A 26,380-nucleotide genomic window follows, 5' to 3' on the forward strand; every position below is an offset into this window, starting at 1 on the left:
GATCTGTTCCGGTATTAGTTAATCTGTTGAACTTCAGACAGGGCGATCGAGCCCATGCCTGCCAGATTTAGCGTGACACTGCCACCCTGCCCCAGCGACACACTGTCAACGTTCGCACTTACCATGGTGCCCAGCTGCTGCTGGCCATCCGGGTAGGAGGCTTCGGCAACAATCCGGTAAGGCCCGGGCGGCAAACTGTTGCCGTTACCGTCCTTGCCATCCCAGTCGAACCCGGCAACCCCCGGCTGCTGTGCTCCCAGATCCATCTGTCGCACTCTTTCACCGGCGCTGTTCTCGATGGAAACCCGAAGCCCTGACGTAGTGGCCGGCACCTGGACGTTACCGGAGATCTGTCCCTCCGGGCCCAGAATGCCGATCTGCGATGGCGCCAGAACCGTTCTGCCAACCATTGCTGAAGCCTGCAGTGCCTGGGTTGACCGGAACTGACTGACGACGTCATCAACGCTGCCGGAAAGCTTCTGCATCTCTTCAAGAGAGCTGAACTCCGCCAGCTGGGAAATAAATGCTCCGTTATCCTGGGGCTTGAGCGGATTCTGATTCTTGAGCTGGGCAATCATCAGCTCCATGAACTCGTTCTTGCCAAGCGCATTCTTGTCGCCGGCCTTGTCCTGGTCCAGCCGGTACTTGCTCAGCACATCCGAGGCGTCTGTCGGGTTAATGACACTCATAGGGAAATCCTCGCTCGATTATTGCTGACCCAGGGTCAGGATGCGCTGCATCATGGTCTTGGCGCTGTTCATGATATCCACGTTCATTTGGAAGCTACGGGACGAGGACATCATGTCTGCCATTTCCTCAACCACGTTGACGTTGGGGTAGAAAACATAGCCGTCCTCGTTAGCCGCCGGATGGTCGGGCTCGTAGCGCATCTGCAGTTCGGCGTTGCTTTCCACAATGCCGTCAACCTGGACACCGGCTCCCGGCCCTTCGCGCTCACTGGCAAAGGCCAGATTCTGTTGGGACGGATTCATCAGGGACTGCTGAATCGCGGAGAAAACCGGCTTGCGAGCCCGATAGGTCTCATCGGTGCTGGAACTTGCGGTTTCCGCGTTGGCGATGTTGGATGCGGTCGTGTTCAGTCTCAGTGACTGGGCCGTCATGCCGGAACCCGCGATGTCGAAAATGTTACCCAGAGACATTGTCATGCTCCCTATTCAAAAGATCGCGGTCCGATTACTGACCGGAAATGGCCTTCTTCAGCCCGTTAATTTTGCCGTTGAGAAACTCAAAACTGGCCTGGTAATCCATGGCGTTGCGCATGAACCTTGCCTGCTCCTGCTGGGCATCCACGGTATTGCCATCGACTGATGGCTGATGCGGGACGCGGTACAGCAGTTCACTGGGCATTCCCGTGGAGCCAGATGACGTATCCATGTGGCGCGCGTGGGTTTTTTCCATACCAACCCCGCCCATAGCATGCTTCGCCTGGTCCACCATCGAACTGAAGTCGATGTCCCGCGCCTTGAAGCCCGGGGTATCAGCGTTTGCAAGATTGTTGGCCAGCACCTCAGCACGCTTTACCCGCGCATTCAGTGCCTGTTCGTGAATTCCCATTGCGCTGTCGAGGGAGATCGCCATAATTCCTCCAGATCCTGAGCATACCGGCAGAGTTGTTGTTGCCGGTTTTCCGCTTTGAAGAGGTCAAAGCAAGCAGGATGCCAGTTTGGAGATTATCCCCGGTTGTTGATCCGGGGCCGCCCGGGACGGGCGTTTCAGGGCGTACTTATAAGAACAAGACGGGGTTTGGCGGCAAGCTGGCAGGATAGCCAGCGGGCAGAAGCGGCAATAGATTTCCCCAGGGTGGCCTGGGGCAAGATCAGCCCGGCCAGCGCTGCACAAAGCTGGCCTGGTCGGGCCTTGGCACGGCGGCTTTTTCACTGGCCACGGTTCCCACATACAGAAAGCCGGTAATCAATTCGTTACTACCCAGGCCAAGGCCAGCCGTTACGGTCGGATGGTAGGCCATGGCACCGGTCCGCCACATGCCACCGAAACCGGCAGACTGAAGTGCCAGCAGCATATAGCCCAGGCCGACCGCCGCAGACATCGTCTGCTCTAGCTCCGGCACTTTCGGGTGGGACTGATGGCAGGCAATACCGACAATGACCATCGGAGCGCGCAGTGGAGACTGCAACAATTTGTTCCGCTCTTTCTCTGTTGCGTCCGGCCCGCAGGTTGAAGCAAAAAGCTCACCCAGGGACTTCAAGCCTTCACCTTCTACCACCAGATAGCGCCAGGGTCGAAGAAGAGCGTGGTCTGGCGCGCGGGCCGCACAATCAAAGGCCTGGCTCAAAGTTTCGGGGTCGGGTGCAGGTGCTTCCAGCCTGGGTTCGGAAGAGCGTTTCAGAAGCGCATCTATTACAGCCGTCATAGGATCTCTCTATTGCCGTTGCCAGAGTGTTTATTATGCCCTGCCTGATCGCAAAGCATGGTTTATTATGTGAATTGTGACACAAACTGTTTACTGTTAGTCTTTAGTCGTAGTCTATTAATAAATAGTGAAGTAAGAGAAAACTTCTTCTAATAAAAAGACTGTTTTTCGGCCATGTCAGACATTGAATGATGAACGCACCTGTTGAGCTCCGGAGCGCCAGCTCCAATACAAGCAAAAGCGCTGTTCTGGACTCTCAGAACAACCCGGTGGCCATACCGCCGATGCCGGACTATAACGGCAGAATTCTGGCCTATACCGCCACCGGAAGCGTCATCGCAGCCGGCCTGGCCCAGGGGCTGTTCGCCGGCTGGATGATATGGACCCTGGTTGCCGCCCTGATCTGGCCCCACGTTGCCCACCAGTTAACCCGTCGTACTTTTCTGCGCCATTCAAATCGCATCCGACAGAAAATGCTGCTAGTGGACTGTGCCATTGGCGGCGGGTTTATAGGAACCATCGGTCTGGTGGTCATCCCGTCTATATCCGTTCTGCTGATGCTGATGTTCAGCTGCCTGATCATCGGTGGTGTGCGCCAATGGGTCTTCGGCAGCCTGATCACCATTGCCGCCGCCGGAGCGGCCGTATCGGTTGTCGGGCTTGCACCCTCACCCCAGTCGCCTTTGCTGACCAGCATCATCGCGATTCTGGCCACCGGGTGCTACATCTGCGTGACCGCCTTCTATTCCCATCAGCAGGCCCGTGCGCTGATGCTGGCAAAGACCCAGATCCAGAACCAGCGGGAACAATCGATTGCGCTTTCCCACAAGCTGTCAAAGTACCTTTCGCCCCAGGTCTGGCAATCCATCTTTACCGGCGAGCGGGATGTCCGTCTTGAAACCCAGCGTAAAAAATTGGCGGTTTTTTTCTCCGACATCAAGGGCTTTACCGAACTCTCCGAGGAAATGGAGCCGGAAGCCCTGACCGAGCTGCTGAACCACTACTTTAACGAAATGTCGGAAGTAGCCCTCAAATACGGCGGCACCATCGACAAGTTCGTGGGTGATTCCATCATGATTTTCTTTGGTGACCCCACCAGTGAAGGCCAGAAACAGGACGCCCTTTCCTGCGTGTCCATGGCCATTGATATGCGCAAGCATATGAAGATCATGCGCCAGAAATGGAGAAGCCAGGGCATCAAAACGCCTCTGGAGATCCGCATGGGCATCAGCACCGGCTACACCACCGTTGGCAACTTCGGCGCCGAAAACCGGATGGATTACACCATCATCGGCAAGGAAGTGAACCTTGCCAGCCGGCTGGAATCCCTGGCCGAACCCGGAGAGATCCTGATTTCCTACGAGACCTTCTCCCTGATCAAGGACCGGATCATGTGCCGCGACAAGGGCGAAATAACAGTCAAGGGCTTTGGCCGCCCGGTGCCCATCTATGAAGTGGTGGATTTCCGGCGCGACATGGGGCCCCACCGCAGCTTCCTGGAACACGAACACAGCGGCTTCGCCATGTATCTGGATTCGGACAAGATCACCGAAAAAGAGCGGGAATCCATTCTTCTTGCCCTGGAAGACGCCGCCGACCGGCTGCGTCGCGAGGAAGAATAATTACTGCCGGATCAACCGCGGACCGGGGCTGGCATCCGGTACGGTACTCCGCAGCGGATTGATGTCCAGCCCGCCCCGGCGGGTGTAACGCGCGCATACCGTCAGGTGCTCCGGCCGGAACCTGGCCATCAGATCCGTAAAAATCGTTTCCACACAGTGCTCGTGAAAATCCTGCGTCTGGCGGAAACCCACCACGTACCGCAGCAATGACGCCCGGTCGATCGCCGGGCCAGTGTATTCCACCAGCAAGGTCGCCCAGTCCGGCTGGCCGGTAACCGGGCAATTGCTTTTCAGCAAGTGGGAACAGAGCCGTTCGGTAACGATCTCATCAGAGGCCTGGCCAAGCACCCCCGGGTCGTACTCGTATCCAATTTCATCAACAGATTCGTTGTCAATCAGCACGAAACCTTCCGGCCGGCCCGCCAGTCGCACCCCCTCGTCGACACTGTGAAGCCGCACCGAAACCGCTGCGCCACTGGCGCTGGACAGATCCTGGGCAATCACCTCACCCACTCGCTCGGCAGAGGAAAATACCGCCTGATTCAGCGAGTTCAGATAAAGCTTCATGGACTTGGATTCGATGATCGACGGTGACGCCGCGGGCACCAGGATTTCTGCCCAGGCCACGGCCGGCACTCCGTCAGAACGCAACCAGGAAATCTCCCAACCCTGCCACAGGTCCTCTCCGAACCAGGGCCAGCGGCCATCCTCAAGCCCGATCTTGCGACGGTTGACGTCACGGGCCACAGGGAACAGCAGCGCCGGGTCGTAGCTGTCCGGGTATTCGCTGGATTTGCCCAATGGTGCATTGATTAACGACATAAGCGGCCCCCGGCCCGTAAAAGACTAGCTGCGGATGCCCTTGCCACGCTCCAGCATGCGAAGCGCTACCGCAGAAAAGAGCGTAATAAACACCAGAATCATTCCCAGGGCAATATAGGGATTAACGTCAGACACCCCAAGAATGCCATAGCGAAACGCGTTCACCATGTACAGGATCGGATTGATCATCGACACGCCCTGCCAGAAGGCCGGCAGCATATCGATGGAGTAGAACACCCCGCCGAGATAGGTCAGCGGCGTCAAGACGAAGGTTGGCACAATCGAGATATCGTCGAATTTGGTGGCCAGCATCGCATTGATAAAGCCGCCTACTGCAAACAGCGCCGACGTCAGAAACACCGTCAGAATAACCATAGGCAGGTTGTGAATCGACAGATCGGTAAACGCCAGGGACACCAGGGTGACGATCAGACCGATACCCAGCCCTCTTGCCATACCGCCGGCCACGTAGCCGGCCAGAATGATCCAGTTGGGCACGGGCGACACCAGCAGTTCTTCAATGCTGCGCTGGAACTTCATGGAGAAGAAAGACGACACCACGTTGGCGTAGGAGCTGGTAATCACGGCCATCATGATCAGCCCGGGAACAATGAACGCCATATAGTTGAAGCCGCCCATCTCACCAATGCGCGAACCGATCAGGTTGCCGAAGATAATAAAATAGAGGGTCATGGTGACCGCCGGCGGCAGCAGTGTCTGCGGCCAGATCCGGGTAAAGCGTCGCACTTCCCGCAGAACAATGGTGTTGAACGCGGTAAACATGGCGTCTGTTCTCATGCCACACCCTCCCGGGCCGGTTTGGGCTGCCGGGCGTTGGCGTTCTCTTCAACCATGCGCAGGAACAGCTCTTCCAGGCGGTTGGCCTTGGTTCTCATGCTCACCACGCGAATGCCCTGGGACTCCAGTTCGATAAACATGCCATTCAGGCTGTGGCCTTTCTGGACTTCCACCAGCAAGGCGCCTTCGGAATCCAGCCGGCCGTCGAAGTTTTTGAGCTTGGGCGCTTCCGTCAGTGGCTTGTCTGTGTCCAGCACAAAGGTTTCCACGCTCAGCTGCTGAAGCAGCTCGCGCTTGCTGGTGTGCTTGAGGATCTTGCCATGGTCGATGATGGCAATGTTCCGGCACAGGGCCTCGGCTTCTTCCAGGTAATGAGTGGTCAGAATAATGGTGGTGCCCTGACGGTTCATTTCCTGCAGGAAGGTCCACATGGAGCGGCGCAGTTCGATATCAACACCGGCCGTGGGCTCGTCCAGAATCAGCAACTTGGGCTCATGCACCAGTGCGCGGGCAATCATCAGTCGTCGCTTCATGCCGCCGGAAAGCATCCGCGCGGGCGAATCCCGCTTGTCCCAAAGGCCAAGTTTGCGAAGGTACTTCTCTGCCGACACCGCCGCCTTTTTTAGCGGTATGCCGTAATAGCCCGCCTGGGTGGTGACAATGTCGAACACTTTTTCAAACTGGTTGAAATTGAACTCCTGGGGCACAACCCCGAGGTTCAGCTTGGCATCGGAAAGATGGGTATCAATGTCAGACCCGAACACGCGGACCTTGCCCGAGGTCTTGTTAACCAGCGAGCACACAATGCCCAGGGTGGTGGATTTGCCGGCGCCGTTGGGGCCCAGCAGGGCAAAGAAGTCCCCTTCCGCCACGTTCATGTTGATGCCTTTCAAGGCTTCAAAGCCATCCCCGTAGGTCTTTACAAGGTTCTCTATCTCAAGTGCGTTGGTCATAGCCATTCCATCTGGAACCGAACATCGGAAAACCACTTGATGGCGGCCGAGCGGGGAAATTTCAAGTACAGCCGGACATTCGCGCCCGCCAGCCAAAAGCTGAAACTGCGACAGGTTTCCCGATATGCTCGAACGACCATCCCTATAATGCCGGTTACAACAATTTACAAACGGTTCTGCAGCCACCTGTTGCAAGGCTCACCGCAGGATCCGAAGCAGGGATGTACGCGCAATCATGAGATCCGTTCACCTGAAAACAGGCTATTTTCTGCTGATGTCCACGTTTGTGCTGGCAGGCTGTCTGGGCGGCGACGGAAACGGCGGCAGAGGTGATGGATCAAAAGTCGGCCAGATCACCCCTACCGGCATTTCCGGCCTCACCTACCAGACCGCCAGCCGCAGTGGAACCACCGGCGAGGAAGGGCAATACCGCTATTTCCCCGGAGAAGAACTGTCCCTTTTAGTTGGCGACCTGTCCCTGGTGAGCGGCGTACCGGTAGAGCCCGTCGTCACCCCCCTGGAATTCTTCGAACCCGAGCGGGACGCCCTGAAAATTGCAGGTACCACAGAGGAAGGCCTGCAAAGCCATCGAATCACTGAACAGCAGCTGATCCAGACATCCGATTCCGTCATCAACCTGACCCGGTTTCTTCTGGCCCTGAACTGGCGTCTGAGAGTGTCCGACGGTAACGGTGTCGAGATACGCCAACGTGTCATCGACCAGTTGAACGCTACCCTGCCCACGCTTCCGGAACCTATCGATTTCAATGTATCCAGAGGGGAGTTTGCCTTTGAAGAGGAAGACGCTCTTTCCCCTGCGAACCAGCTGCTGGCGGAAATCTGTTTCTATCCGCCGGGGGATGAGCTGTGCGAGGAACCACCAACACTGGAACGAATCGAGAACGCGCCGCCCCGGCCGGAAGATCCGGAAGACCGGGACCCCGAGGTCGAGTACAGCGAGGATCTGCAGGCAAAGCGGGACCGGATTCTGAAGTCAATCCGCAGCATCGACAGCGTAGATGTGGAAACGGCGGAAGGTTACCTCACCCGGGAACTGGACATCATCAGCACCGAACTGGGCAAGCGTTACTATCTGAAAGAGTTTGTGGCGCAATTTCCTGAATCGGATACATCCATCAAGACCGTCAGGGTAAGAAAGATTGCCGGCACGCCTGAGCTTGCGGATATTGAAGCGATAAGTACCCGGCCAGACGATGTGGAGGTGCACTCGTTCGGCTGGCAGTCCGCATCGGTGGAATACTTTCTGGCAGGCGAGGCACCCGGCGAATCGGAACTTCTGATCAATTTCAAACCCGATGACACTTACCGCTGGGTGAAGAAATCCCTGCGGGTTGTCATCACGCCCTGATCAGGCGGGAAAACGCCCAGCGGGATTCTGCGCCGGTTACGTCGTAATGCTCCGGGTGCAGCCCCTCTGTTCCGGCGGGCAGGCATTCGGCAATCGAGACCGTTTCCTCAGGCATCTTGCCTTCGTTATACCGGGCCAGGTCAATAATGCGCGCTGCCTTTAGCGGCTTTCTGGCACGGTCAGTCATTACCATCACCTTCGGCCACAGACGCCGTTCGGCAGAGTGGGACACCACAACACCGCGCTGGCCGTCGTTCAGTTCCACCAGGCTGCCGGTCGGATACACCCCAACCGCCGCGATGAACTTTTCCACCAGATCTTCCTGGAATTCAATATTCCGAAGCTCATACAGCAGGCTTACGGCGCGGGCGGGCGTCATTGCCGCCGCCGAATCCCTCGGACTGACCAGCGTCTCGAAATACTCTGCTAGCCCGGCAACCTTGCCCAGCAGCGGAATCCTGTCGCCGCGGATACCCTCGGGAAAGCCGGAACCGTTGTGCCGCTCGCGATGATTCTGCACAACACTGACAACTGCTCGGGACACACCGGAATCTTCCAGGCTATGAACGCCCTTCTCCACATAGGAGCGGTAGAGCGCAAAGTCATCGGAGTCCAGGCGCATCTCGTTTTCAATCAGCTTGCGCGGAAGCAGCAGCTTGCCCACCTGTGACAGCAGACAGCCCATGCCCAGGTGGTTCAGCAGCCCTTCGTTCAGGCCCAGTTCGCGGCCACACACCAGCGCCCACACGGCGGTGTTCAGGGCATGCTGGTAGGTGAAGTCGTCATGTTGACGGGTACGGCTCAGCCACAATACAGCGTCCGGATTTCGAACAACGCTGGACACCATGCTGCGGGTGACCCGGGCGACCTCCGTAAAGTCCGGCACCTGATGATCGCGGATGCTCTGGAAAACCCTGTGAAGAGAAGCGTCCGCGTCGAGCATCAGCTTGCGGGACACCTTCAATTCCTTGCGCAGGGAAGACACTTTCGGGTGCTTCACCGGCTCACGGATATTAAGCGGAGGCAGTTTCACCTCCTGGCGTTTTTTGGCTTCAGAGGATTTGAAGCGCCCGAAAACCAGCTTGCTGTTACCGGAGCTATCGATTGAGTCGCGGGTTTCTGCAACATCCACCGACACCCACTTGCAATGGCTCATCAGTGCACGGATGTCATCCTGGGACCGAATGTGAAAACCCTGGATCGGAAACGGGGTCTGGTGCCACGGACGATCCAGGTCAGACACAAACATGCCTAACTCCAGATCATGCACAAATACTTTCTTCTGTTGGACTCCCACGGGGCACCTCTCAATCACAACTATGAGACAGTTCCATTCTGACGCAACCGCCGCCAGAGTCCATTACATTTCTGTAGTACCTGGTAACCCGAAAGGCACAATCAGTAACCAAAACTATCAACGGGCAACAAATTGTAGTGTTGTGACACTCCGCACAAACAGAACTGGTCCGTTGCTGGTTATTCCTCGTCACAGACCGAATCGTCAAACTCCGGCGGCTTGCTGGCCAGCCGGCCCCGCGGGCCTTTCCGACTGTAAACCGTATAGGGAACCGGCGAGGCCCGCAGATAATCAATGTTCTGGGTCTCCCCTCCACTCTTTCGGGCGGTTTGAGCCGGACGACAGTTCACCAGCAGTTCCAGGGAAGATGAAAGTTCTGTCACGAGGGCGTCAGTATCAGAAGGATTGACCCGGATACAGGCCCGCTCGTCAAAATCCGTACTGCCTTCAGTGGCTACCACATCCATGCCTTTCGTGCCGCAGGCGCGAATGCCGGGCGCACAGGATTCTGCCGCAGCACCGGAGTGGGTACGGTCCACAATTCGCCATTCCCGCTCGCTGCACTGGGCTGACAAGGTAATGGGCGTGGACTTGTCTTCAGCGATCCACCAGCCCGGGTAGTCGGCGGTTTGCCAGGTCATTTTGAACTGCCGGTCTTCGCCGGCGGAATTCTGGGCGGGAAACATGGCGTAATGGGTGTAATAAGACGCGCAACCGGAAAACAGAACGGGAATGACTGCAATCAGTCCTTTTGCAATAGCTGGGTTCATTGTCGTGCTGTGCCTGCAGATTTTGGTAGTAGTCAATCGATCGTGGGCTGTGAGCGGCCCCGTTATTCGTCGGCAAACTGAAGGCCGAACCCGTCGACGGTTTTGCGGACAACCACCATCTCAAGAACCGGTGCCGGAATCGGCAAGCCCTGAACCTGAACCTGGATTTTGTCGCCGATAGCCGGCTCAAAAGGCTCGGTGTCCACCACAATGAAAACGCCGCCGTCGGAAATGTCCCTTGTGGAGAATACAAATTCGCCCAGGGTTTCGTGGGTCACTTTCACTTTTGCACTCATAGCAGTGCGGGTATGTATACGTCGATCGTTATCAGCCATAGTGCCGGCGCTCACCACTTTTTTGCATAGTTTTTATAGTCTTCCGAAGCATAGCACTATTTCAAAGAGAAGTTTGCCGCAAGCGCTTGACACGGAATACAACAGTAATGAGAATAGTTGCGTTTTATAATATAATTACAGAGCGAAATACTCGTTCTGTAATTGCCATGAACCCTGACCATCAGATCAAAGGCTGACTATGAACCGCATGAAGCTTGCTAGCATTTTCACTGCTGCCGCACTGACCCTTCCGATGACCGCCAGCGCCGAAGGCGACGTGAATATCTATTCCTATCGCCAGGCCTACCTGCTCGAACCACTGCTTGAAGCCTTCGAAAAAGAAACCGGCATTGAAAGCAATGTGGTCTTCGCCAAGAAAGGCCTGGCTGAGCGTCTGGAGCGCGAAGGCCGTAACAGCCCCGCCGACGTGGTAATGACGGTAGACATCTCCCGCCTGAGCGAACTGGTTGACCGTGACCTGGTCCAGGCCGTTGACAACAAGGTGCTGGAAGACAACATCCCGCAGAACCTGCGCCACCCTGATGGCAAGTGGTTCGCCCTGACCACCCGCGGTCGCCTGATCTACGCATCCAAAGAGCGTGTAGAGCCCGGCGAAATCACCACCTATGAAGAACTGGCAGACAATAAATGGAATGATCGCATTTGCACCCGCAGCGGCCAGCATCCCTATAACATTGCCCTCTTCTCCTCCATGATTGCCCATCATGGAGGAGAAGACGCCGAGCAGTGGCTGGAAGGCCTGAAAGACAACCTGGCCCGCAAGCCCCAGGGCGGCGACCGTGACCAGATCAAAGCCATCCACGCCGGTGAGTGTGATATTGCCATCGGTAACAGCTACTACTACGGCAACATGCTGCAGGACGAAAACCAGCGTGAAGCCGCCGAGTCCGTGCGCCTGATCTTCCCCAACAACGACGGTCGTGGCACGCACATCAACATCAGCGGCATTGCCCTGACCAAAAGCGCACCGAACCGCGACAACGCCGTGCGCCTGATGGAGTTCCTGAGCACGCCGGAAGCCCAACGCATCTACGCCGAGGCCAACACCGAATATCCGGCCAATCCGGCGGTAGAACCGTCCGGCATGGTCGCCGAATGGGGCGACATCAACCCGGATGACCTATCCCTGCAGAAGATTGCAGACCTCCGCGACGAAGCGGTGAAGATGGTCGACCGGGTCGATTACAACAACTGATCCGGACAGGCAAAAGCCCGCGGAACATTGCGGGCTTGCGCCTACCACACTAGAATCAGCCCTTCGTTTGACCACCGTCCTTTTTCACGCTGTTACGAAGGAAGATCATGTCCGAGGCGAGCACTGCCAGCCAGACCGTCAGCCAGCAAGAAGCCGGTTCGGTCCTGCTGTCAAAGCGAACCTCGAAACCCTGGGTCATTACCGCCGCGATAACCACGGCCATTGTGGCACTGCCGGTATTGTCGGTCCTGTTTCTGGCATTGTCGCCCGAACAGAACGTCTGGCCCCATCTGATCAGCACCACCCTTCCCCGCTACGTCTTTACTACCCTACAGTTAATGCTGGGAGTCTCGATACTGACTCTGCTTATCGGGCTTTCCACCGCCTGGGCGGTGACTACCTGTGAATTCCCCGGCCGCCGGTTCTTCGAATGGGCGATGCTGTTGCCCTTCGCCGTGCCTGCCTATGTGATTGCCTATGTCTACACCACACTGCTGGATTATGCCGGCCCCGTGCAGACTGCTATGAGGGACTGGTTCGGCTGGCAGAACGCCACCGACTACTGGTTCCCCGAGATCCGCACAGTGGAAGGCGCCACAGTGATGATCGGGCTGGTGCTTTACCCCTACGTTTACCTGCTGGCCCGGGCGGCCTTTATGGAACAGTCGCCGTCGCTATTTGCGGTCAGCCGCAGCCTGGGGCACTCGGCCCTCAGCACCTTTTTCCGGGTGGTGCTACCCATTGCCCGGCCAGCGGTGGCCGTTGGCCTGTCGCTGGTGCTGATGGAAACCCTGAACGATTTCGGCACCGTGGATTTCTTCGCCGTACAGACCCTCACCGCCGGGCTGTTTGATACCTGGATGGGCCTGGGTAGCCTGGGCGGCGCGGCCCAGATCGCCACGGTCATGCTCGCCTTCGTGGTGATTCTGGTCACCCTGGAACGCTACTCCCGACGCAAGCAGCAGCAATTCGCCGCCCGGGATAACCGCGACCCGATCCGTCGTTTCCGGCTTTCACCGGCGCGCCAGGCCCTGTGCGTCGTAATCTGCTCCGTTCCGGTGATTCTTGGCTTTGTCATTCCTGCCGCCACCCTGGGCCAGTTTGCGTGGGAATACTTTGACGAAAGCTGGAACAACACGTTTATTACCAACACCTTCAACAGCCTGTTCCTGTCCGGCGCGGCCGCGATGACCACGCTGGTTATCGGTGTGATTCTGGCCTACAGCCGACGGCTGCACGATACCCATGGAATGCGCGTGATGATGCGCCTTTCGAGCCTGGGATATGCCATGCCCGGTGCGGTGCTGGCTATTGGCGTGATCATTCCCCTGGCGGGCTTTGACAACTGGCTGGACAGCATTACGCGCAGCGCCTTCGGTTTCAGTACCGGCCTGCTTCTAAGCGGCTCGGCCTTCGCCCTTGTCTTTGCCTACACAGTACGGTTTCTGGCGGTATCGGCCGGAAGCGTGGAAAGCGGACTGCAGAAAATCACCCCCAGTATGGATATGGCCTCCCGTTCCCTGGGCCACTCCCCGGGGCGAACCCTGATGCGGGTTCATCTGCCGATGTTGCGGGGCACACTGCTCACAGCGGCGCTGGTGGTATTCGTGGACGTGATGAAGGAACTGCCGGCGACGCTGATCCTGCGCCCTTTCAACTTCGATACTCTGGCCACCTATGTGTACCAGTACGCCTCTGACGAGCGTCTGGCCCGCAGCGCCCTGCCGGCGCTGGTGATTGTGCTGGCGGGTATTATTCCGATCATACTGATGAGCCGGTCAATTTCCCGGACACGGTCAATTGGTTAGGCGGGAATGTATTTCCTGCACCACAAACCGGCCCTGAAAGATCGCCGCCGGCTCCGCGGATGGCGCCAATGAGGGTTTGCCACAGTAGATTTCAGCAATAAGCGACAGGCGTGCGCGCCCATGGCGGGCCAGGCTTTTGCGGAAGCGGTCCGGCACTTCCCCACCAGGCAGGCGACACAGAGCATAAAAGTCGGTGGTCACAGGCTCCAGATGCTCGATTTCGCCCACCTGAATCACCACATTGCCCTTCAGTCCGAGGTCCCCCAGCACAAGCTCCACCAGTCCCCAGGCGGATATCACGGCCACAGAATAGACGCTGCCGCCGAAACCGGTGCCCTGATGATTACGGTTGGGTTCAAGGGGCGCGCTGACCAGTAGCGCGTGACCATCGTAAGACTCCAGGCGGACGCCCAGAGCCTCAGACAGCGGAATGATTTCGTTAATACGTTTCTGAAAACGAGCTAACTGGGGCATATTTCCTCCTGAAATCTGCCCCAGTTTATGCACTGCGCGTCTATTTCCCTATGCGACTTATGTCGGTTATTCCTACTTACTCCCAGATCACCGGCTGACGCTTGGCGTACCAGGCATCCACCTTGTCCTGATAGGCGTCTTCCACCACATTCCGCTTCAGTTTCAGGGTGGGTGTCAGGAAGTTGTTCTCGATGGACCACTCATCGCTGACAACCACAATAAACGCCAGCTGTTCGTGGGGGTCGACCGTCTTGTTTACATCGGTGATAAGCTGCTTGAAGCCTTCTTCAATTTCCTTACGGAACGATGCATCGCTAATCTTCGGACGAAGCTCCTCACTCAGCATCACCAGCGCACAGGGCTGGGTCTGGTTAGCACCAGACACGCACACCATCTCGATGGCTTCGTGAGACATCAGGCGGTTTTCAATCGGTGCCGGGGCAATGTACTTGCCCTTGCTGGTCTTGAAAATTTCCTTGATGCGGCCCGTCAGCTTCAGGCGGCCCATTTCATCAATCTCGCCCTTGTCGCCGGTTTTCAGGAAACCGTCTTCGGTGAAGGTCTCTTTGGTTTTCTCTTCATCCTTGTAGTAGCCCATCATCGTCGCCGGGCTTTTCACCAGAACCTCGCCCGCGTCGCTGATCTTCACTTCAACGCCCGGTGCGGCCTCGCCCACATAACCAGTGCGCGAGCGGCCCGGCTTGTTCATGTGGGAATACGCGAAGTTTTCAGACATGCCGTAGCCTTCAAGCAGCTCCAGGCCCAGGTTGCGGTACCAGTCCAGCACATCGTGGGATAGCGGCGCGGAACCACTGCCGGCCAGCTTCACCTGATCCAGGCCCAGGCCCTTCAGAACCTTCTTCTTGATCAGTTTGTTAACCAGCGGGATCTTCAGCAGCTTGTCGAGCTTCTCTTTCGGCAGCTTCTGCAGCACGCCGTGCTGGAATTTCACCCACAGGCGCGGCACAGAAAGGAACAGCGTCGGCCGGGCCCGCTGCAGATCCTGCACGAAAGTATCCAGGGACTCGGCGAAGTACAGCTGGAACCCGTTATAGATGGAGCCCAGTTCCACAAAGGTGCGCTCGAATACGTGGGCCAGCGGCAGGTACGACAGCATGCGGTCATTCGGGCCTACGCCAAGCACTTCGGCACCACCCTCTGCGGCAAACGCCATGTTATTGAAGCTCAGCATTACGCCCTTGGGGCGACCGGTGCTGCCGGAGGTGTAAACGATGGTGGCCAGCTCGTCCGGCTCGCGCTGTACGTTTTCCTCAAGCGGCGGATACTTGGCAATAATGTCGTCCCAGCTATCGAAATCCGTGGGCGGGCTCAGCGGGAAAGACACGCAACGCATGGATTCGGGTACACCGGGCTTCATCATGTCCCAGTCGTCCAGCTTGCCTACAAACAGCAGCTCGCACTCACTGTGGTCCAGGATGTAGCTCACCGTATCGGCGTTCAGCGTCGGGTAAAGCGGCACGGAAATGTGGCCGGCCATCCAGATCGCCCAGTCCGACATAATCCACTGGGCACAGTTCTTGGAAATAAGGCCAATCTTGCTCTTTTCAGGCAGATTCAGTGACTTCAGATAAGACGCCATGCGCCGTGCTTCATCAACGGCACGCTTCCAGGTGTACTCCACAACCTGGCCGTTGCCGACGGGCTGTGTCATGTACAGGGAATCGGGAATGGTTTTTTCCCAATGGTAAACCATATCGAGGGGCAGTTTATTGGTGGTATCCATGGACCTTCCTTGCTTTCTGTTTTTAGTGTTTTCTGGCTCTTTTATAGTCTTCTATGCGCCAACGCTAGCGCAACGTCTCTACCGGACGTTCAGGCACTTAAATCGAGTATTAGACTTTAGTCTGATACAGCTACTTATACTAAACCATCAAAGCATGAACAATCTAAAACTCTATCAGACAGTTGCATAAAACTACGTGCAGACGTCACTTATTTTGCACGCATCTTTTTCCCCGGTCATTTACTGAACAATTCCTGACCACTACATGTTGTGCTTTCTAAGTAAATGGCTCAACAGCGGGATTTTACAGGCTTTCCCGCAGTTTCAAGGCTTCTGCCATTGATTTTCTTTGCAGTTTCCACCGCTATCCATAGTTCCGTTCTTATTCACAGAACACTATATACTGTTATACTCTTCGCAGATTCGCCCATATATGGTGTTTCGGGGAACCACCCCGCAACAACCGGCAACCGCAGTTTTGGTAAGCGCAGTGGGCAATACGCTTTTCCAGCCGCCTGGCAGCATTAGCGGGCCGACGGCAGAAGCCAGGCAGCAGCATTACCAGATCTAGTGGTTGATCAAACGTAAAATCAAGATAGTTTTTAAAAAAACGACACAGCTGAACATTTGAACAACATTCGAGTAAAGAGGGTGGCAATGAACGCTAAAGCACAGGCCGTGGTAACGACTATTCCCATGCAGGAAGCTTCGCTGGATATCTGGAACAGCAAGTACCAGCTTAAAACCAAAACCGGCGAACCCGTCGACAAGGACATCGAGGCGACCTACACACGCGTTGCCACCGCCCTGGCCGAAGTGGAAAACAAAGCCGACCGCGCAAAGCACATGAAAGATTTCGTCTGGGCCCTGCGCCACGGCGCCATCCCTGCCGGCCGCATTACCTCCAACGCTGGTGCTGAGGCTCACAAGCCTGCCACGTCCACGATTAACTGTACCGTGTCCGGTTCCGTTCAGGATTCCATGAACGACATCCTGGAAAAGAACCACGAAGCCGGCCTGACTCTCAAAGCAGGCTGCGGTATCGGCTATGAATTCTCGACCCTGCGCCCGAAAGGCGCCTACGTCGCCGGCGCCGGTGCCACCACATCCGGCCCGCTGTCGTTCATGGATATCTTCGACCGCATGTGCTTCACCGTGTCTTCCGCCGGTGGCCGCCGTGGCGCACAGATGGCTACTTTCGACGTTCACCACCCTGACGTCATCGACTTTATTCAGGCCAAGCGTGAAGACGGCCGCCTGCGCCAGTTCAACCTGTCGCTGCTGATCACCGAAGACTTTATCGAAGCCGTGCGCAACGATGCCGACTGGCACCTGTCTTTCCCGGTGACTGAAAAAGAAGTGGCCGATGAAGGCATGGACCTGAACGACGCCAGCCAGTTCGTCTATCGCGACTTCCCCATCCAGAAAGGCTACGTGGTTAACGATGAAGGCAAGGTGGCGTGCCGCATCTACCGCACCCTGAAAGCCCAGTTCATCTGGGACACCATCATGACCAGCACCTATGACTATGCCGAGCCGGGTTTCATCCTGATCGACAAGGTCAACCAGATGAACAACAACTGGTTCTGCGAAGACATCCGCGCTACCAACCCCTGCGGCGAGCAGCCCCTGCCCCCTTACGGCAGCTGCCTGCTGGGCTCTGTGAACCTGACCATGTTTGTGGACTACCCGTTCACCGAAAAGGCCAGCTTCAACTATGAGAAGTACCGCAAAGTTGTGGCCATCTTCACCCGCATGCTGGACAACGTGGTGGAAATCAACGGCCTGCCGCTGGAAGAACAGCGCCACGAGATTACCTACAAGCGCCGCCATGGCATGGGCATTCTAGGCCTGGGTTCCACCCTCGCCATGCTGCGTATGCCTTACGGTTCTGCGGAATCCGTACAGTTCACCGAAGACGTTGTGCGGGAAATGGCCGTTGAAGGCTGGCGCCAGTCCCTGGCCCTGGCCGACGAGAAAGGCCCGGCGCCGATCATGAACGACGAGTTCGAAGTAACGCCCAAGATGCTGACCAAGTGCCCGCAGCTGTCTGCCGATGGCTACAAACTGGGCGACAAGCTCAAGGGCAAGGTACTGCACGCGAAGTACAGCAAGTACATGCAGCAGATTGGCAGCGTGGAACCAGAGCTGATTGAGCAACTGGCCGAGAAAGGTGGCCGCTTCACGCACCACACCTCTATCGCGCCCACCGGCACCATCAGCCTGTCGCTGGCCAACAACGCCAGCAACGGCATCGAGCCGAGCTTCTCGCACCACTACGCGCGCAACATTATCCGCGAAGGGCGCAAGACCAAGGAAAAAGTCGACGTGTTCTCCTTTGAGCTACTGGCCTACCGCCACATGGTGAATGCCGGTGCCATGCCCTTCTCCGAAGAAGAAGACAAGCGTCTGCCCCACTACTTCACCACCTCTGAAGACGTGACGCCGGCCCAGCACGTGGATATCCAGGCCGCAGCGCAGGTATGGGTGGATTCGTCCATCTCCAAAACCGCCAACGTGCCCCAGGACTTCGCGTACAAGGATTTCAAAGACATCTACATGTACGCCTACGACAAGGGCCTGAAAGGCTGCACCACCTTCCGTTTCAACCCGGAAGCCTTCCAGGGCGTACTGGTGCAACAGAAAGACCTTGAAAACACCCTGTACGAATTCACCCTGGACGACGGCAGCAAAGTGACTCTCAAAGGCAGCGAAGAAGTCGAGTACGACGGCGAACTGCATTCCGCCGCGAACCTCTTCGATGCGCTTAAAGAAGGCACCTACGGCAAGTATTGATCTGCGATAACCGACACAGACAGGACAAGACATCATGACAGTTAAAATCAGCAACAAAATCGTCGGCTACCGCGTCAAGAAAGCCGACCCCGAAGCGACCCAGGAACAGGCGGCGCCGAAGGAACTGCAGCCGATTCAGATGAACGAATACATCGAACGGCCGGACTTCCTACTGGGCACCACCTACAAGATCAAGCCGCCGATCGCCGAGCACGCGATGTACATTACAATCAATGACATCCTGCTGAACGAAGGCACCGACCACGAAAGCCGGCAGCCGTACGAAGTGTTCATCAACTCCAAGTCGATGGAACACTTCCAGTGGGTTATCGCCCTCACCCGCGTAATCTCTGCGGTGTTCCGCAAAGGTGGCGACGTAACCTTCCTGGTGGAAGAGCTGCGCAGCGTGTACGACCCCAACGGCGGCTACTTCAAGAAAGGCGGCGTATTTATGCCGTCCCTGGTGGCTGAAATCGGCGCCGTAATCGAGAAGCACCTGAAGGCCATCGGCCTGATGGAAAGCGAGGAAATGAGCGAAACCACCAAGCGCATCCTCGCCGAAAAACGCGCCGAATTCGAAGCCAGCCACAGCACCGCCACCAACGACGACAAGGCCGGCGAATTCCCGCCCAACGCCACCATGTGCGGCAAGTGCAGCACCAAGGCGGTGATTGTGATGGACGGGTGTGCGACTTGTCTGTCTTGCGGCGACAGTAAGTGCGGCTAAGGTGAAAACAGCAAGGTGAGAAAACGGGCCCGGGGTGCGAACTTCGGGCCTTTTTTGTTTGGGGCGATGGATTTGGTCGTTGCGATCGAAAAGCGCCGAATATTGTGGAAAAGGGTCTTGGTGACAGGTTTTGCTGGTCAATTCGGTTTAATACTTGAAGCTAAAGTATTGAATGAAGGACTTTTCTTTTTCGGTTTACAGGATTGCCATTTGGAAAGTTAGTCGTGAAAGCGATCAACAGGACGGCTATACAAATGTTATGAGTTCTGAGTGGTGCAGATGTTCAAAGCTTACGATGAGCTAATTGAGAGCAGTGAATACGTCTCAATTGATGAGCTGCTGGCTCATGGTTTTGATCCCGGCCAGCCGGATAACGATGGTCTATTTGTCCTTGAGCCTGTGTGCCGGGCGCTAGACCTGGATTTAGCCCGTGAATTGATTAGGGCCGGAGCGGATGTGAATTCAAGAGGCAGCACTGGATTTACTCCTCTGCTCTCAACAATTGACTGCGCCAACCAAGACCCAAAGAAAGCTGTTCAGCTTGTCGAGCTATTGCTGGAACAAGGTGCCAACATCGAGGGAAGAGGTGATTGGGATAAAACGCCCTTTCTCAAATCCTGCACGCGAGGCGTCGCCGAGTTAACACGGCTGCTTGTATCTAGAGGTTGCGACATACATGCAACCGCTGCTGAAATTGGGGGCAATATGGGAGCTATGGAATTCGCTGACACGCCGTCAAACAGTAGGGAATTTCGGCAATATGTCGGTAGTTTGTTCCACTCATAACAAGGTGGTCAACGGGACGCCAACTACGCTGCGCTCCGTTGCCGCCCATTACCACTGGCGTTAGGACATGAGCTCGAGGTACGTATGTCGGTGATTTCGATTACAGTTCTTGGTGGCTCCAAATCGGGAGCTGTCGTGAAGGCAGTCCGATGTCTGACTAAGGCAAGCATCGCTGAAGTCACCTGGGCCCTCGAAACCGAGGCGCCTGTTTTCGAGCGTGAGATTTTTGACAATGAGACTGAAGAAACTTTTGCTCTAGTAAGGGGCTTGCTGGATCAGTCAGAGAACTTGAACCTTTCGCTGGCTATCAAAGAGGACGGTGTGGAAATCTCACCGCAGATCCTTCGCAACATAATGTCATCTTCCGATGAGATCGGACTTGAGGTGCGACGACTTGATGAATTCGGGCATAGTTGATTGTCCTAACCATCGCAGGCACGGCGACGGCTTTTCCATTGCGGCTTCGCCTCCATTCCAAAGCCGCGCATGCTGCGGGCGTTAGACGCTGGGTTCGAACAAGGAGAGGAAATGAGCACAAGACAGATCCACGTTTTCATCAGTCACGCCTGGAAATATTCAGGACATTACAAAACACTTGCAAGTTGGATCTTCGAAGAAAACTGGAGTGTGGGTCAAGCGTCCCTGGACTTTCGGAATTATTCTGTACCAAAGGATAATCCAATTCACAATGCACCTAACGACAAGCAGCTCAAACAAGCGATATTAAAACAAATTGCTATGAGTCACGTGATAGTGATTCCGACAGGGATGTATACCGGATATAGCAAATGGATCGCAAAAGAAATCCAAGGTTCTACCGACTACGGCAAGCCAATTTTAGCAGTTAACCCACAAGGTCAACGTCGCACCTCGGGCGTGGTAGCTAATGCATCATCGATGTCGGTTGGCTGGGCAAAAAAATCCGTAATTGGAGGGATCTGGGAGCTGTACAAGTAATGGCCTCTATCGATATCGACTCAGAAGATTTACCTGGACTATATCAATCAGCTAATCAGGCGTCACTTAGCTCGCAGAATGTCTACTACACCGGTTTGAAGTGGTACCTTTTTCTGTTAGTGCTTGCAGCATTCGTTTCGTACTTGCGCCCAACTGATGCTGTGGGAGCATTAGTTTCGGCAAGCCTCTTCCTGATTACGCTCGGAATACTCATTTTCATCCGGGTTAAAAGACCCGATGACGTTTGGTACAACGGTCGCGCGGTTGCGGAATCGGTCAAAACTATCGCTTGGCGCTGGATGATGAGGGCCGAGCCATACGAAGACGATGAGAACATCGAAATTGTATCTCGAACATTTCTAAGTGACCTCAAGACGATACTAGATCAGAACAAAAGTCTTTCTCATTCACTTCAGGCAGGAATTGCCTTAAATGACCCAATATCTGAAAAAATGCGAGAGGTCAGAAAGCTCCCAGTTGCGGATAGGTTGCTTGTCTACGTGAACCATCGGGTAACCGACCAAGCGAACTGGTATTGGATGAAATCGCGGTTCAATAAGCGCCGTGCTCAACAGTGGTTCTGGGTATCTGTCGTGTTGCACTCCGCCGCGATCCTTATGCTGCTTTACAGAATCAAAGATCCTTCCTTGGCTCTTCCCGTTGAAGTATTAGCGACCGCTGCTGGTGCCGTACTAACTTGGCTTCAGGCTAAGAAGCACAATGAATTGAATTCTGCATACGCATTAGCCGCCCATGAGATTGTAATAATCAAAGGTGAGTCCACGTCGGTGCATGATGAAGGGCAACTGTCCGAGTTCGTAACCAATAGTGAATCAGCATTTTCAAGGGAGCATACACAGTGGGTCGCACGCAAGGGAGACTAGCCCCTAACAAGGCGCATCAATACGCGGCCCGTCGCCGCCGGACGCCCTTTTCATTTCGGCTGCGCCTCCATTTCAAGAGCGCCGTTGTGCGCTGGCGTTCAAAGTCTTTTTCTGTCGCGCTCTGAGAAAGGAAATTGATGAATTTCATTCGGGAAGTAGTTTGGGGAGTCCTCGGTTGGGTCTGGCTTGTGTTAACTGGCTTGGCGTCAATAGCTAGCTGGCTTGGGCTTCCTTCAGGTATCAGTGATCGTGAACGAGTCCTCGCCGTTGTAGCTCTAGCGTCTGCATTGGCAGCGGTGATGCTCCTCTACAGGTGCCATCAGATTTATGCTCAAGTGAGAGCGCCGGTGACGGTTCGAAAGATTGCGGACGGCAAACATCATTACCTCGGGTCGATGGTTCTCATACTTGACCGATCAAACTGGATTCATGCGGAGCAAATATTGGTACTTCTCCAAACGACAGACGACGTTCAGACACCCATCGCCTTGTTAAGAGTCGAAACGTTTACAACCAAAAAGTTCCCCCAATGTGTGGTGCTGAGGTCATTAACTAACGAATATCTAAAAGATTATTTGTCAGACCCGTCTCGTTGGGCAAGCATGAGTGTAGTTCCAGAGATACGGTCCCGGTTTCTAGAGGATAATGCAGATGTCGAATAAGCAAACTGAAGCCGATGATGTTGTTTTTGAGGGTCGCATCGCTCAAATCATTGATGATCATCGGATCGTTCTTAACAAAGGCCGCGAGCATGGAGTCCGAATAGGGCAGCGTTTCCTGATTTTGGCAATCGGTGATGAGATATTTGATCCGGAAACGCATGAAAGCCTGGGTCAGGTCGAAGTCGTCAAAGGAAGAGGCGAAGTTACTCACGTGCAAGAGAAAATGTCGACTCTCCAAACAACGGAAACCCATGAAATTAGGCGGAAACCATCTACATTGTTTGCACTAACTCAAGGAGCTGAGGTCGCCCACGAGCCAAAAGCGTTTATCGACCCAGAGATAGGCGATATTGCGCGGCGCCTCTAATGGATTTGCACAAGTCGCTGTTGTCGGACAATTTTCCCCGCCGCTTCGCGTTAGTTGGAAGAGTACATGGAGCATGTCGTAAACATCATAAATGCATTAGCTTGGCCAGCCGCAGTTATCTGGCTGGGCTACCTCTTCCGTTCGGATCTTCGAAAACTACTTGGCCGCGTGACATCTCTGAAATACAAGGATGTCGAAGCAAACTTTGAAAAAGAGCTCGCTGCAGCAGAGGAAGAGGCAAGAAAGGTGTTACCGCAGAAAGAGAAACCGTCATGTCCTGCCGACGAGGAACCCGTTTATCCTCCCCCCTACGATGAGCGGTATGAGCGTTTGCTTCGCATCGCCGATGAGTCGCCTCGCGCGGCTTTGCTCGAGGCATGGGTTGAGGTGGAGGCATCTCTTTCCGAAGCCGCAGAGAGAAACGGTATCCAAAACTCTCGCAGGATTTCGGCTCGAAAGGTTGTACTCGAGCTAATAAATACCGGAGGTTATGCGAAAACATTGCTTCCGTTTTTTGAGGATCTAAGAAGATTACGCAACGAAGCTGCTCACGCTCCCCATTTTGTGCCTACGAGTAAACAGACTCGCAGGTATCTGCAAATGGCGATTGAACTTGCTCTCACATTGCAGAATCCTTTGGAACCGACTAACCAGTCACGTATGGCGGACGCATGAGACGCGCCGCTTCGTTCAACGTTGTCTATTAGGGGTCTTATGAAGATTTTTAGGTTTTTGCCGCTGCTTTCCTTGGTTTTACTACAAGCCTGCGCAAACCCGTCAATTGTAAATGTTCGTGAGCATATGGTCTCGGACATCCCACCTGAGGCGGTAATTTTTGTCCCGAGATTTGAGGGTAACCCGAATTTCGTTGAGGAAAGTACCGATTATTATGTATCCCGACTCGAGAGCTCTATAGATAATCGCGTTGTTCAAGGAAGTGTGTTGAGGCAAGAATCGACAGATATCATTTCGGGGGGCAATCTGGCTCCTGTTGAAATCGCCCTGAAAGTATCTCGCGGACAGAACTATGACTTACTAATCATGGGCAAGGTCACAAGCCATAGCACAATGGGCACTTTGAATGGTTTCTCGACAGTCAGAGTTTATGATGTGGCGACAGGAGAGCGCATCGCAAATTTCCACCGCCCTAGCGGTCTGCTGATGGCCTACAGCGAGCACCAATGTGTAATGGCAGCTGTCGAGAGAACAGCGGAGGATTCTGCTTCTATTTTTAATCGGTAGAACCAGATACAACGAGGCAATCAAATTCTTTCCAGCCTACGGCCTCCACCGGACGCTCTTGTCATGGCGCCGTTTGTTGCTGGCGTTATCTGAATCGATACCCCAGAGAGATAGAAAAATGCTAGTCCCCAGCCATTTTAAAGAAGAAAACCAGGAACAACTTCAGCAGTACATCAGGGACTATAGTTTTGGTGTGCTGGTGGTTGCGGACGGCAATGGTATCGACGCAAATCACCTGCCCTTCCATTTCAGTTGCGACGAAGACCGGCCACTTGGAACGCTGAGATGCCATGTCGCCCGTGTGAATCCTGTTTGGCAGCGAATTGAGAACGGCGCTTCGGTTCTGGCCATTTTTCAGGGGCCGGATGCCTATGTATCACCGTCCTGGTATGAAACCAAAGCCGAAACGGGTCGGGTTGTGCCAACATGGAACTATCTGGCTGTCCATGCGCAAGGCAAGGGTTTAATCTTTCAGGAACACGCCTGGCTTACCGAGCATCTCCATCAGTTAACGGATCTTCACGAGTCCGGTAGAAAAAATCCCTGGTCTGTAGACGATGCACCTTCCGAGTTCACCAGTCGCCTGGTTAAGGCCATTGTCGGTATCGAGATCAGAATTGAAACGCTCACAGGACAGGTCAAGGCAAGCCAGAACCACCCTGAGCGCAATAGAGCCGGTGTGAAGGCTGGCCTTGCAGATGGCTCTGCCAGTGATCAGGCAATGTCTGAGTTTATCAGCTAACAATACCTGGCACTCTGCCTTTAACTTGCGCTGGCTTCCTCGAAAATGCGCTTCGGCAATCTCTTCAGGCTTCTGTATTCTGAGCGCTATCCACTCATCCCAGGAAAATCTATCAACCAAGAGCTACCCAACACCCATGACAAGAAAGACATTAGGCTTAACCCGAAAACCAGCCAAAAACGCCAAACCAGAGTCTGAGGAAGTCGGGGCTGCGGTTGATGTTGAAGTTGAGACTGATCCGCAAAAACGTTTTCTAAACGGTGTGGCCATCAATCCCGCGCCGGGGATTCGCCTGGAGTCTGGTTCAGACAAACTCACGGTGCGCGCGATGGATTTGATCACGCCGATTGGAGTGGGGCAGCGCGGTTTGATCGTTGCACCGCCGGGGTCTGGAAAATCGACCATTTTAAAAGATATCTGCCAGGCGGTGGGAAAGGCGTATCCCGAGATTAAGCTTTACGCGTTATTGATTGATGAGCGCCCCGAAGAGGTCACTGATTTCAAGCGCAGCGTCCCGGCTGAGGTACACGCTTCTTCTTCGGATGAAAGCTATGCCAATCACGCCCGCGTGGCCGATGAGCTTCTTGATACCGCTCGCCAACAGGCTGGCGAGGGTCATAACGTCATGATTGTGATTGATTCTCTTACCAGGCTTGCGCGTGTGCACAATGCCGAGCGAAAGAGCAGCGGTCGTACTATGTCGGGCGGGGTTGATGCTCGGGCGATGGAGATCCCGCGGAGGTTGTTTGGCTCTGCACGAAACCTTGAGAACGGCGGCTCGCTTACCATTCTGGCCACCGTACTGGTGGATACCGGCAGCCGTATGGACCAGGTGATATTTGAGGAATTCAAGGGCACGGGCAACATGGAGCTGGTGTTGTCCAGAGAGGTCGCGAATCAGCGCATCTTCCCCGCCCTGGATATTTCCAAAAGCAGCACACGCCGTGAAGAGCTGCTGCTGGAACCGAAGGATTTAGATCAAATTAGAGCGTTGCGCCGGGCGCTTGGCGGCCTCAAACCGCTAGAGGGCACAACAAAGCTGGTTGAGCTGCTTGAAAAGTACCCGACCAATGCCGAGCTTCTGCAAAACATTCCGGGGGCGCCCATCAATTGAACCCGCGCTGCGGCGGCAGGGTTTTGATCGTTTACTTGAGGAATAGATTATGAAGCTTGCAGGTGGGTGTCATTGCGGCGGTGTCCGCTACGAAGTTGAGGGAGAGCCATACACTCATGCGCTCTGTCATTGCTCGGATTGCCGGCGTCATGCTGGCGCGCCAATGGTTGGGTGGACCATGTATCCCCAGGAGGCTCTGAGCATCACCAAAGGAACACCAAAGGTTTATGAATCGTCTGAGCACGGAAGGCGACAGTTCTGCCCGGATTGTGGGACCGGTCTGTTTTATTCCAATGCCAGGATGCTGCCCGGCCTGATCGATATTCAGAGCGGTACCTACGATACGCCGGGAGAGATCCCGGCGAGGATTCATATTCAGGTCGCGGAGAGAATAAGCTGGATGGAGCGGGTTCACGAACTGCCGGTATTCGATCGGTTCCCGCCGACTGAGTAAGTCAATGAAGCTCAGCCCCGGTTGTCCATATCAGCCCAAGAACTTATCG

The 26,380-nt window shown here is 55.1% G+C and carries 28 protein-coding genes; 16 read left to right on the forward strand and 12 right to left on the reverse strand.

What is annotated here, in order from left to right:
• Positions 1-14 precede the first annotated feature (14 nt).
• The 4 genes from FPL19_RS15605 to FPL19_RS15620 form a co-directional block, all read right to left on the reverse strand.
• A complete protein-coding gene (locus tag FPL19_RS15605; RefSeq protein ID WP_150913821.1) occupies positions 15-689 on the reverse strand; it encodes a flagellar hook assembly protein FlgD in 675 nt (224 codons plus the stop codon).
• An 18-nt stretch (positions 690-707) separates the two neighbouring features.
• Positions 708-1,160, reverse strand: coding sequence for a flagellar basal body rod protein FlgC (gene flgC, locus FPL19_RS15610; RefSeq protein WP_150913823.1), 453 nt, complete (start codon positions 1,158-1,160; stop codon positions 708-710).
• Positions 1,161-1,194: 34 nt separating this feature from the next.
• Entirely contained in the window at positions 1,195-1,599 is a 405-nt protein-coding gene (gene flgB, locus FPL19_RS15615; protein ID WP_150913825.1) for a flagellar basal body rod protein FlgB, read from the reverse strand.
• A 238-nt stretch (positions 1,600-1,837) separates the two neighbouring features.
• A complete protein-coding gene (locus FPL19_RS15620) occupies positions 1,838-2,392 on the reverse strand; it encodes a nitroreductase family protein (RefSeq protein WP_150913827.1) in 555 nt (184 codons plus the stop codon).
• Positions 2,393-2,580: 188 nt separating this feature from the next.
• Here FPL19_RS15620 and FPL19_RS15625 point away from each other — a divergent pair, with 188 nt between their 5' ends.
• Entirely contained in the window at positions 2,581-4,014 is a 1,434-nt protein-coding gene (locus FPL19_RS15625) for an adenylate/guanylate cyclase domain-containing protein (protein WP_150913829.1), read from the forward strand.
• Here the strand turns inward: FPL19_RS15625 and queF are convergent, their stop codons facing one another.
• From queF to FPL19_RS15640, 3 genes are read right to left on the reverse strand one after another with little or no spacing between them, the layout of a single operon-like run.
• Positions 4,015-4,836, reverse strand: coding sequence for an NADPH-dependent 7-cyano-7-deazaguanine reductase QueF (queF, locus tag FPL19_RS15630; RefSeq protein ID WP_150913831.1), 822 nt, complete (start codon positions 4,834-4,836; stop codon positions 4,015-4,017).
• Positions 4,837-4,860: 24 nt separating this feature from the next.
• Positions 4,861-5,634 carry an ABC transporter permease gene (locus FPL19_RS15635; protein ID WP_150913833.1) on the reverse strand — a complete coding sequence of 258 codons (774 nt, stop codon included), beginning with the start codon at positions 5,632-5,634 and terminating at the stop codon, positions 4,861-4,863.
• Complete coding sequence (locus FPL19_RS15640) at positions 5,631-6,587, reverse strand: ABC transporter ATP-binding protein (RefSeq protein ID WP_150913835.1); 957 nt, start codon at positions 6,585-6,587, stop codon at positions 5,631-5,633. The genes FPL19_RS15635 and FPL19_RS15640 overlap by 4 nt, the downstream gene beginning before the upstream one ends.
• Positions 6,588-6,822: 235 nt before the next feature.
• On the opposite strand from FPL19_RS15640, the gene FPL19_RS15645 reads away from it, so the two are divergent.
• Complete coding sequence (locus FPL19_RS15645) at positions 6,823-7,956, forward strand: organic solvent ABC transporter permease (RefSeq protein WP_150913837.1); 1,134 nt, start codon at positions 6,823-6,825, stop codon at positions 7,954-7,956.
• Here the strand turns inward: FPL19_RS15645 and FPL19_RS15650 are convergent.
• The 3 genes from FPL19_RS15650 to FPL19_RS15660 form a co-directional block, all read right to left on the reverse strand.
• Entirely contained in the window at positions 7,946-9,271 is a 1,326-nt protein-coding gene (locus FPL19_RS15650) for an HD-GYP domain-containing protein (RefSeq protein WP_318527393.1), read from the reverse strand. The two genes, FPL19_RS15645 and FPL19_RS15650, sit on opposite strands and share 11 nt — an antisense overlap.
• 161 nt (positions 9,272-9,432) lie before the next feature.
• A complete protein-coding gene (locus FPL19_RS15655) occupies positions 9,433-10,023 on the reverse strand; it encodes a hypothetical protein (protein WP_150913841.1) in 591 nt (196 codons plus the stop codon).
• A gap of 62 nt (positions 10,024-10,085) precedes the next feature.
• Positions 10,086-10,358 (reverse strand): PilZ domain-containing protein, encoded by a 273-nt coding sequence (locus FPL19_RS15660; RefSeq protein ID WP_150913843.1) that lies wholly within the window; start codon positions 10,356-10,358, stop codon positions 10,086-10,088.
• Positions 10,359-10,557: 199 nt separating this feature from the next.
• Between FPL19_RS15660 and FPL19_RS15665 the strand changes: the two genes are divergently transcribed.
• Positions 10,558-11,574 carry a Fe(3+) ABC transporter substrate-binding protein gene (locus FPL19_RS15665; protein WP_404802830.1) on the forward strand — a complete coding sequence of 339 codons (1,017 nt, stop codon included), beginning with the start codon at positions 10,558-10,560 and terminating at the stop codon, positions 11,572-11,574.
• Between the two features lie 107 nt (positions 11,575-11,681).
• Positions 11,682-13,382: an ABC transporter permease gene (locus FPL19_RS15670; RefSeq protein ID WP_150913847.1), complete on the forward strand. Its 1,701-nt coding sequence runs from the start codon at positions 11,682-11,684 to the stop codon at positions 13,380-13,382.
• Here FPL19_RS15670 and FPL19_RS15675 read toward each other — a convergent pair.
• Together FPL19_RS15675 and FPL19_RS15680 are read right to left on the reverse strand one after the other, a co-directional pair.
• Positions 13,371-13,856, reverse strand: a complete 486-nt coding sequence (locus FPL19_RS15675) for a thioesterase domain-containing protein (RefSeq protein WP_150913849.1) — start codon at positions 13,854-13,856, stop codon at positions 13,371-13,373. The two genes, FPL19_RS15670 and FPL19_RS15675, sit on opposite strands and share 12 nt — an antisense overlap.
• Positions 13,857-13,932: 76 nt before the next feature.
• The gene (locus FPL19_RS15680) at positions 13,933-15,600 is read right to left on the reverse strand and encodes an AMP-binding protein (RefSeq protein ID WP_150913851.1); all 1,668 of its coding nucleotides are present in this window, start codon (positions 15,598-15,600) and stop codon (positions 13,933-13,935) included.
• 657 nt (positions 15,601-16,257) lie between these two features.
• Between FPL19_RS15680 and FPL19_RS15685 the strand changes: the two genes are divergently transcribed.
• The 12 genes from FPL19_RS15685 (at position 16,258) to FPL19_RS15740 (ending at position 26,331) form a co-directional block, all read left to right on the forward strand.
• Positions 16,258-18,396: an adenosylcobalamin-dependent ribonucleoside-diphosphate reductase gene (locus tag FPL19_RS15685; protein WP_150913853.1), complete on the forward strand. Its 2,139-nt coding sequence runs from the start codon at positions 16,258-16,260 to the stop codon at positions 18,394-18,396.
• Between the two features lie 34 nt (positions 18,397-18,430).
• Positions 18,431-19,123, forward strand: a complete 693-nt coding sequence (locus FPL19_RS15690) for a TSCPD domain-containing protein (RefSeq protein ID WP_150913855.1) — start codon at positions 18,431-18,433, stop codon at positions 19,121-19,123.
• Between the two features lie 279 nt (positions 19,124-19,402).
• Entirely contained in the window at positions 19,403-19,909 is a 507-nt protein-coding gene (locus tag FPL19_RS15695; RefSeq protein ID WP_150913857.1) for an ankyrin repeat domain-containing protein, read from the forward strand.
• Between the two features lie 84 nt (positions 19,910-19,993).
• On the forward strand, positions 19,994-20,326 hold the full coding sequence (locus FPL19_RS15700; RefSeq protein ID WP_150913859.1) for a hypothetical protein: 333 nt from the start codon (positions 19,994-19,996) through the stop codon (positions 20,324-20,326).
• A 111-nt stretch (positions 20,327-20,437) separates the two neighbouring features.
• Positions 20,438-20,866 (forward strand): TIR domain-containing protein, encoded by a 429-nt coding sequence (locus FPL19_RS15705; protein ID WP_150913861.1) that lies wholly within the window; start codon positions 20,438-20,440, stop codon positions 20,864-20,866.
• Entirely contained in the window at positions 20,866-21,750 is an 885-nt protein-coding gene (locus tag FPL19_RS15710) for a DUF4231 domain-containing protein (protein ID WP_150913863.1), read from the forward strand. Before FPL19_RS15705 ends, FPL19_RS15710 begins: the two co-directional genes overlap by 1 nt.
• Before the next feature lie 651 nt (positions 21,751-22,401).
• Positions 22,402-22,779, forward strand: coding sequence for a hypothetical protein (locus FPL19_RS15715; RefSeq protein WP_150913865.1), 378 nt, complete (start codon positions 22,402-22,404; stop codon positions 22,777-22,779).
• Between the two features lie 66 nt (positions 22,780-22,845).
• Entirely contained in the window at positions 22,846-23,454 is a 609-nt protein-coding gene (locus tag FPL19_RS15720) for a hypothetical protein (protein WP_150913867.1), read from the forward strand.
• Between the two features lie 39 nt (positions 23,455-23,493).
• Complete coding sequence (locus tag FPL19_RS15725) at positions 23,494-24,021, forward strand: hypothetical protein (protein ID WP_150913869.1); 528 nt, start codon at positions 23,494-23,496, stop codon at positions 24,019-24,021.
• A 73-nt stretch (positions 24,022-24,094) separates the two neighbouring features.
• Entirely contained in the window at positions 24,095-24,763 is a 669-nt protein-coding gene (locus FPL19_RS15730) for an FMN-binding negative transcriptional regulator (protein WP_225314454.1), read from the forward strand.
• Positions 24,764-24,899: 136 nt separating this feature from the next.
• Positions 24,900-25,877, forward strand: coding sequence for a transcription termination factor Rho (gene rho, locus FPL19_RS15735; RefSeq protein WP_150913871.1), 978 nt, complete (start codon positions 24,900-24,902; stop codon positions 25,875-25,877).
• A gap of 49 nt (positions 25,878-25,926) precedes the next feature.
• The gene (locus FPL19_RS15740; RefSeq protein WP_150913873.1) at positions 25,927-26,331 is read left to right on the forward strand and encodes a GFA family protein; all 405 of its coding nucleotides are present in this window, start codon (positions 25,927-25,929) and stop codon (positions 26,329-26,331) included.
• Positions 26,332-26,380: the final 49 nt, after the last annotated feature.

This window comes from Marinobacter halotolerans, assembly GCF_008795985.1.
GTDB classification, from domain to species: Bacteria; Pseudomonadota; Gammaproteobacteria; order Pseudomonadales; family Oleiphilaceae; genus Marinobacter; species Marinobacter halotolerans.

Coding starts and splice junctions, on each gene's coding strand:
- FPL19_RS15605 (WP_150913821.1), bottom strand. CDS start 689: ATGAGTGTCATTAACCCGACAGACGCCTCGGATGTGCTGAGCAAGTAC.
- flgC (WP_150913823.1), bottom strand. CDS start 1,160: ATGTCTCTGGGTAACATTTTCGACATCGCGGGTTCCGGCATGACGGCC.
- flgB (WP_150913825.1), bottom strand. CDS start 1,599: ATGGCGATCTCCCTCGACAGCGCAATGGGAATTCACGAACAGGCACTG.
- FPL19_RS15620 (WP_150913827.1), bottom strand. CDS start 2,392: ATGACGGCTGTAATAGATGCGCTTCTGAAACGCTCTTCCGAACCCAGG.
- FPL19_RS15625 (WP_150913829.1), top strand. CDS start 2,581: ATGATGAACGCACCTGTTGAGCTCCGGAGCGCCAGCTCCAATACAAGC.
- queF (WP_150913831.1), bottom strand. CDS start 4,836: ATGTCGTTAATCAATGCACCATTGGGCAAATCCAGCGAATACCCGGAC.
- FPL19_RS15635 (WP_150913833.1), bottom strand. CDS start 5,634: ATGAGAACAGACGCCATGTTTACCGCGTTCAACACCATTGTTCTGCGG.
- FPL19_RS15640 (WP_150913835.1), bottom strand. CDS start 6,587: ATGACCAACGCACTTGAGATAGAGAACCTTGTAAAGACCTACGGGGAT.
- FPL19_RS15645 (WP_150913837.1), top strand. CDS start 6,823: ATGAGATCCGTTCACCTGAAAACAGGCTATTTTCTGCTGATGTCCACG.
- FPL19_RS15655 (WP_150913841.1), bottom strand. CDS start 10,023: ATGAACCCAGCTATTGCAAAAGGACTGATTGCAGTCATTCCCGTTCTG.
- FPL19_RS15660 (WP_150913843.1), bottom strand. CDS start 10,358: ATGGCTGATAACGATCGACGTATACATACCCGCACTGCTATGAGTGCA.
- FPL19_RS15665 (WP_404802830.1), top strand. CDS start 10,558: ATGAACCGCATGAAGCTTGCTAGCATTTTCACTGCTGCCGCACTGACC.
- FPL19_RS15670 (WP_150913847.1), top strand. CDS start 11,682: ATGTCCGAGGCGAGCACTGCCAGCCAGACCGTCAGCCAGCAAGAAGCC.
- FPL19_RS15675 (WP_150913849.1), bottom strand. CDS start 13,856: ATGCCCCAGTTAGCTCGTTTTCAGAAACGTATTAACGAAATCATTCCG.
- FPL19_RS15680 (WP_150913851.1), bottom strand. CDS start 15,600: ATGGATACCACCAATAAACTGCCCCTCGATATGGTTTACCATTGGGAA.
- FPL19_RS15685 (WP_150913853.1), top strand. CDS start 16,258: ATGAACGCTAAAGCACAGGCCGTGGTAACGACTATTCCCATGCAGGAA.
- FPL19_RS15690 (WP_150913855.1), top strand. CDS start 18,431: ATGACAGTTAAAATCAGCAACAAAATCGTCGGCTACCGCGTCAAGAAA.
- FPL19_RS15695 (WP_150913857.1), top strand. CDS start 19,403: ATGTTCAAAGCTTACGATGAGCTAATTGAGAGCAGTGAATACGTCTCA.
- FPL19_RS15700 (WP_150913859.1), top strand. CDS start 19,994: ATGTCGGTGATTTCGATTACAGTTCTTGGTGGCTCCAAATCGGGAGCT.
- FPL19_RS15705 (WP_150913861.1), top strand. CDS start 20,438: ATGAGCACAAGACAGATCCACGTTTTCATCAGTCACGCCTGGAAATAT.
- FPL19_RS15710 (WP_150913863.1), top strand. CDS start 20,866: ATGGCCTCTATCGATATCGACTCAGAAGATTTACCTGGACTATATCAA.
- FPL19_RS15715 (WP_150913865.1), top strand. CDS start 22,402: ATGTCGAATAAGCAAACTGAAGCCGATGATGTTGTTTTTGAGGGTCGC.
- FPL19_RS15720 (WP_150913867.1), top strand. CDS start 22,846: ATGGAGCATGTCGTAAACATCATAAATGCATTAGCTTGGCCAGCCGCA.
- FPL19_RS15725 (WP_150913869.1), top strand. CDS start 23,494: ATGAAGATTTTTAGGTTTTTGCCGCTGCTTTCCTTGGTTTTACTACAA.
- rho (WP_150913871.1), top strand. CDS start 24,900: ATGACAAGAAAGACATTAGGCTTAACCCGAAAACCAGCCAAAAACGCC.
- FPL19_RS15740 (WP_150913873.1), top strand. CDS start 25,927: ATGAAGCTTGCAGGTGGGTGTCATTGCGGCGGTGTCCGCTACGAAGTT.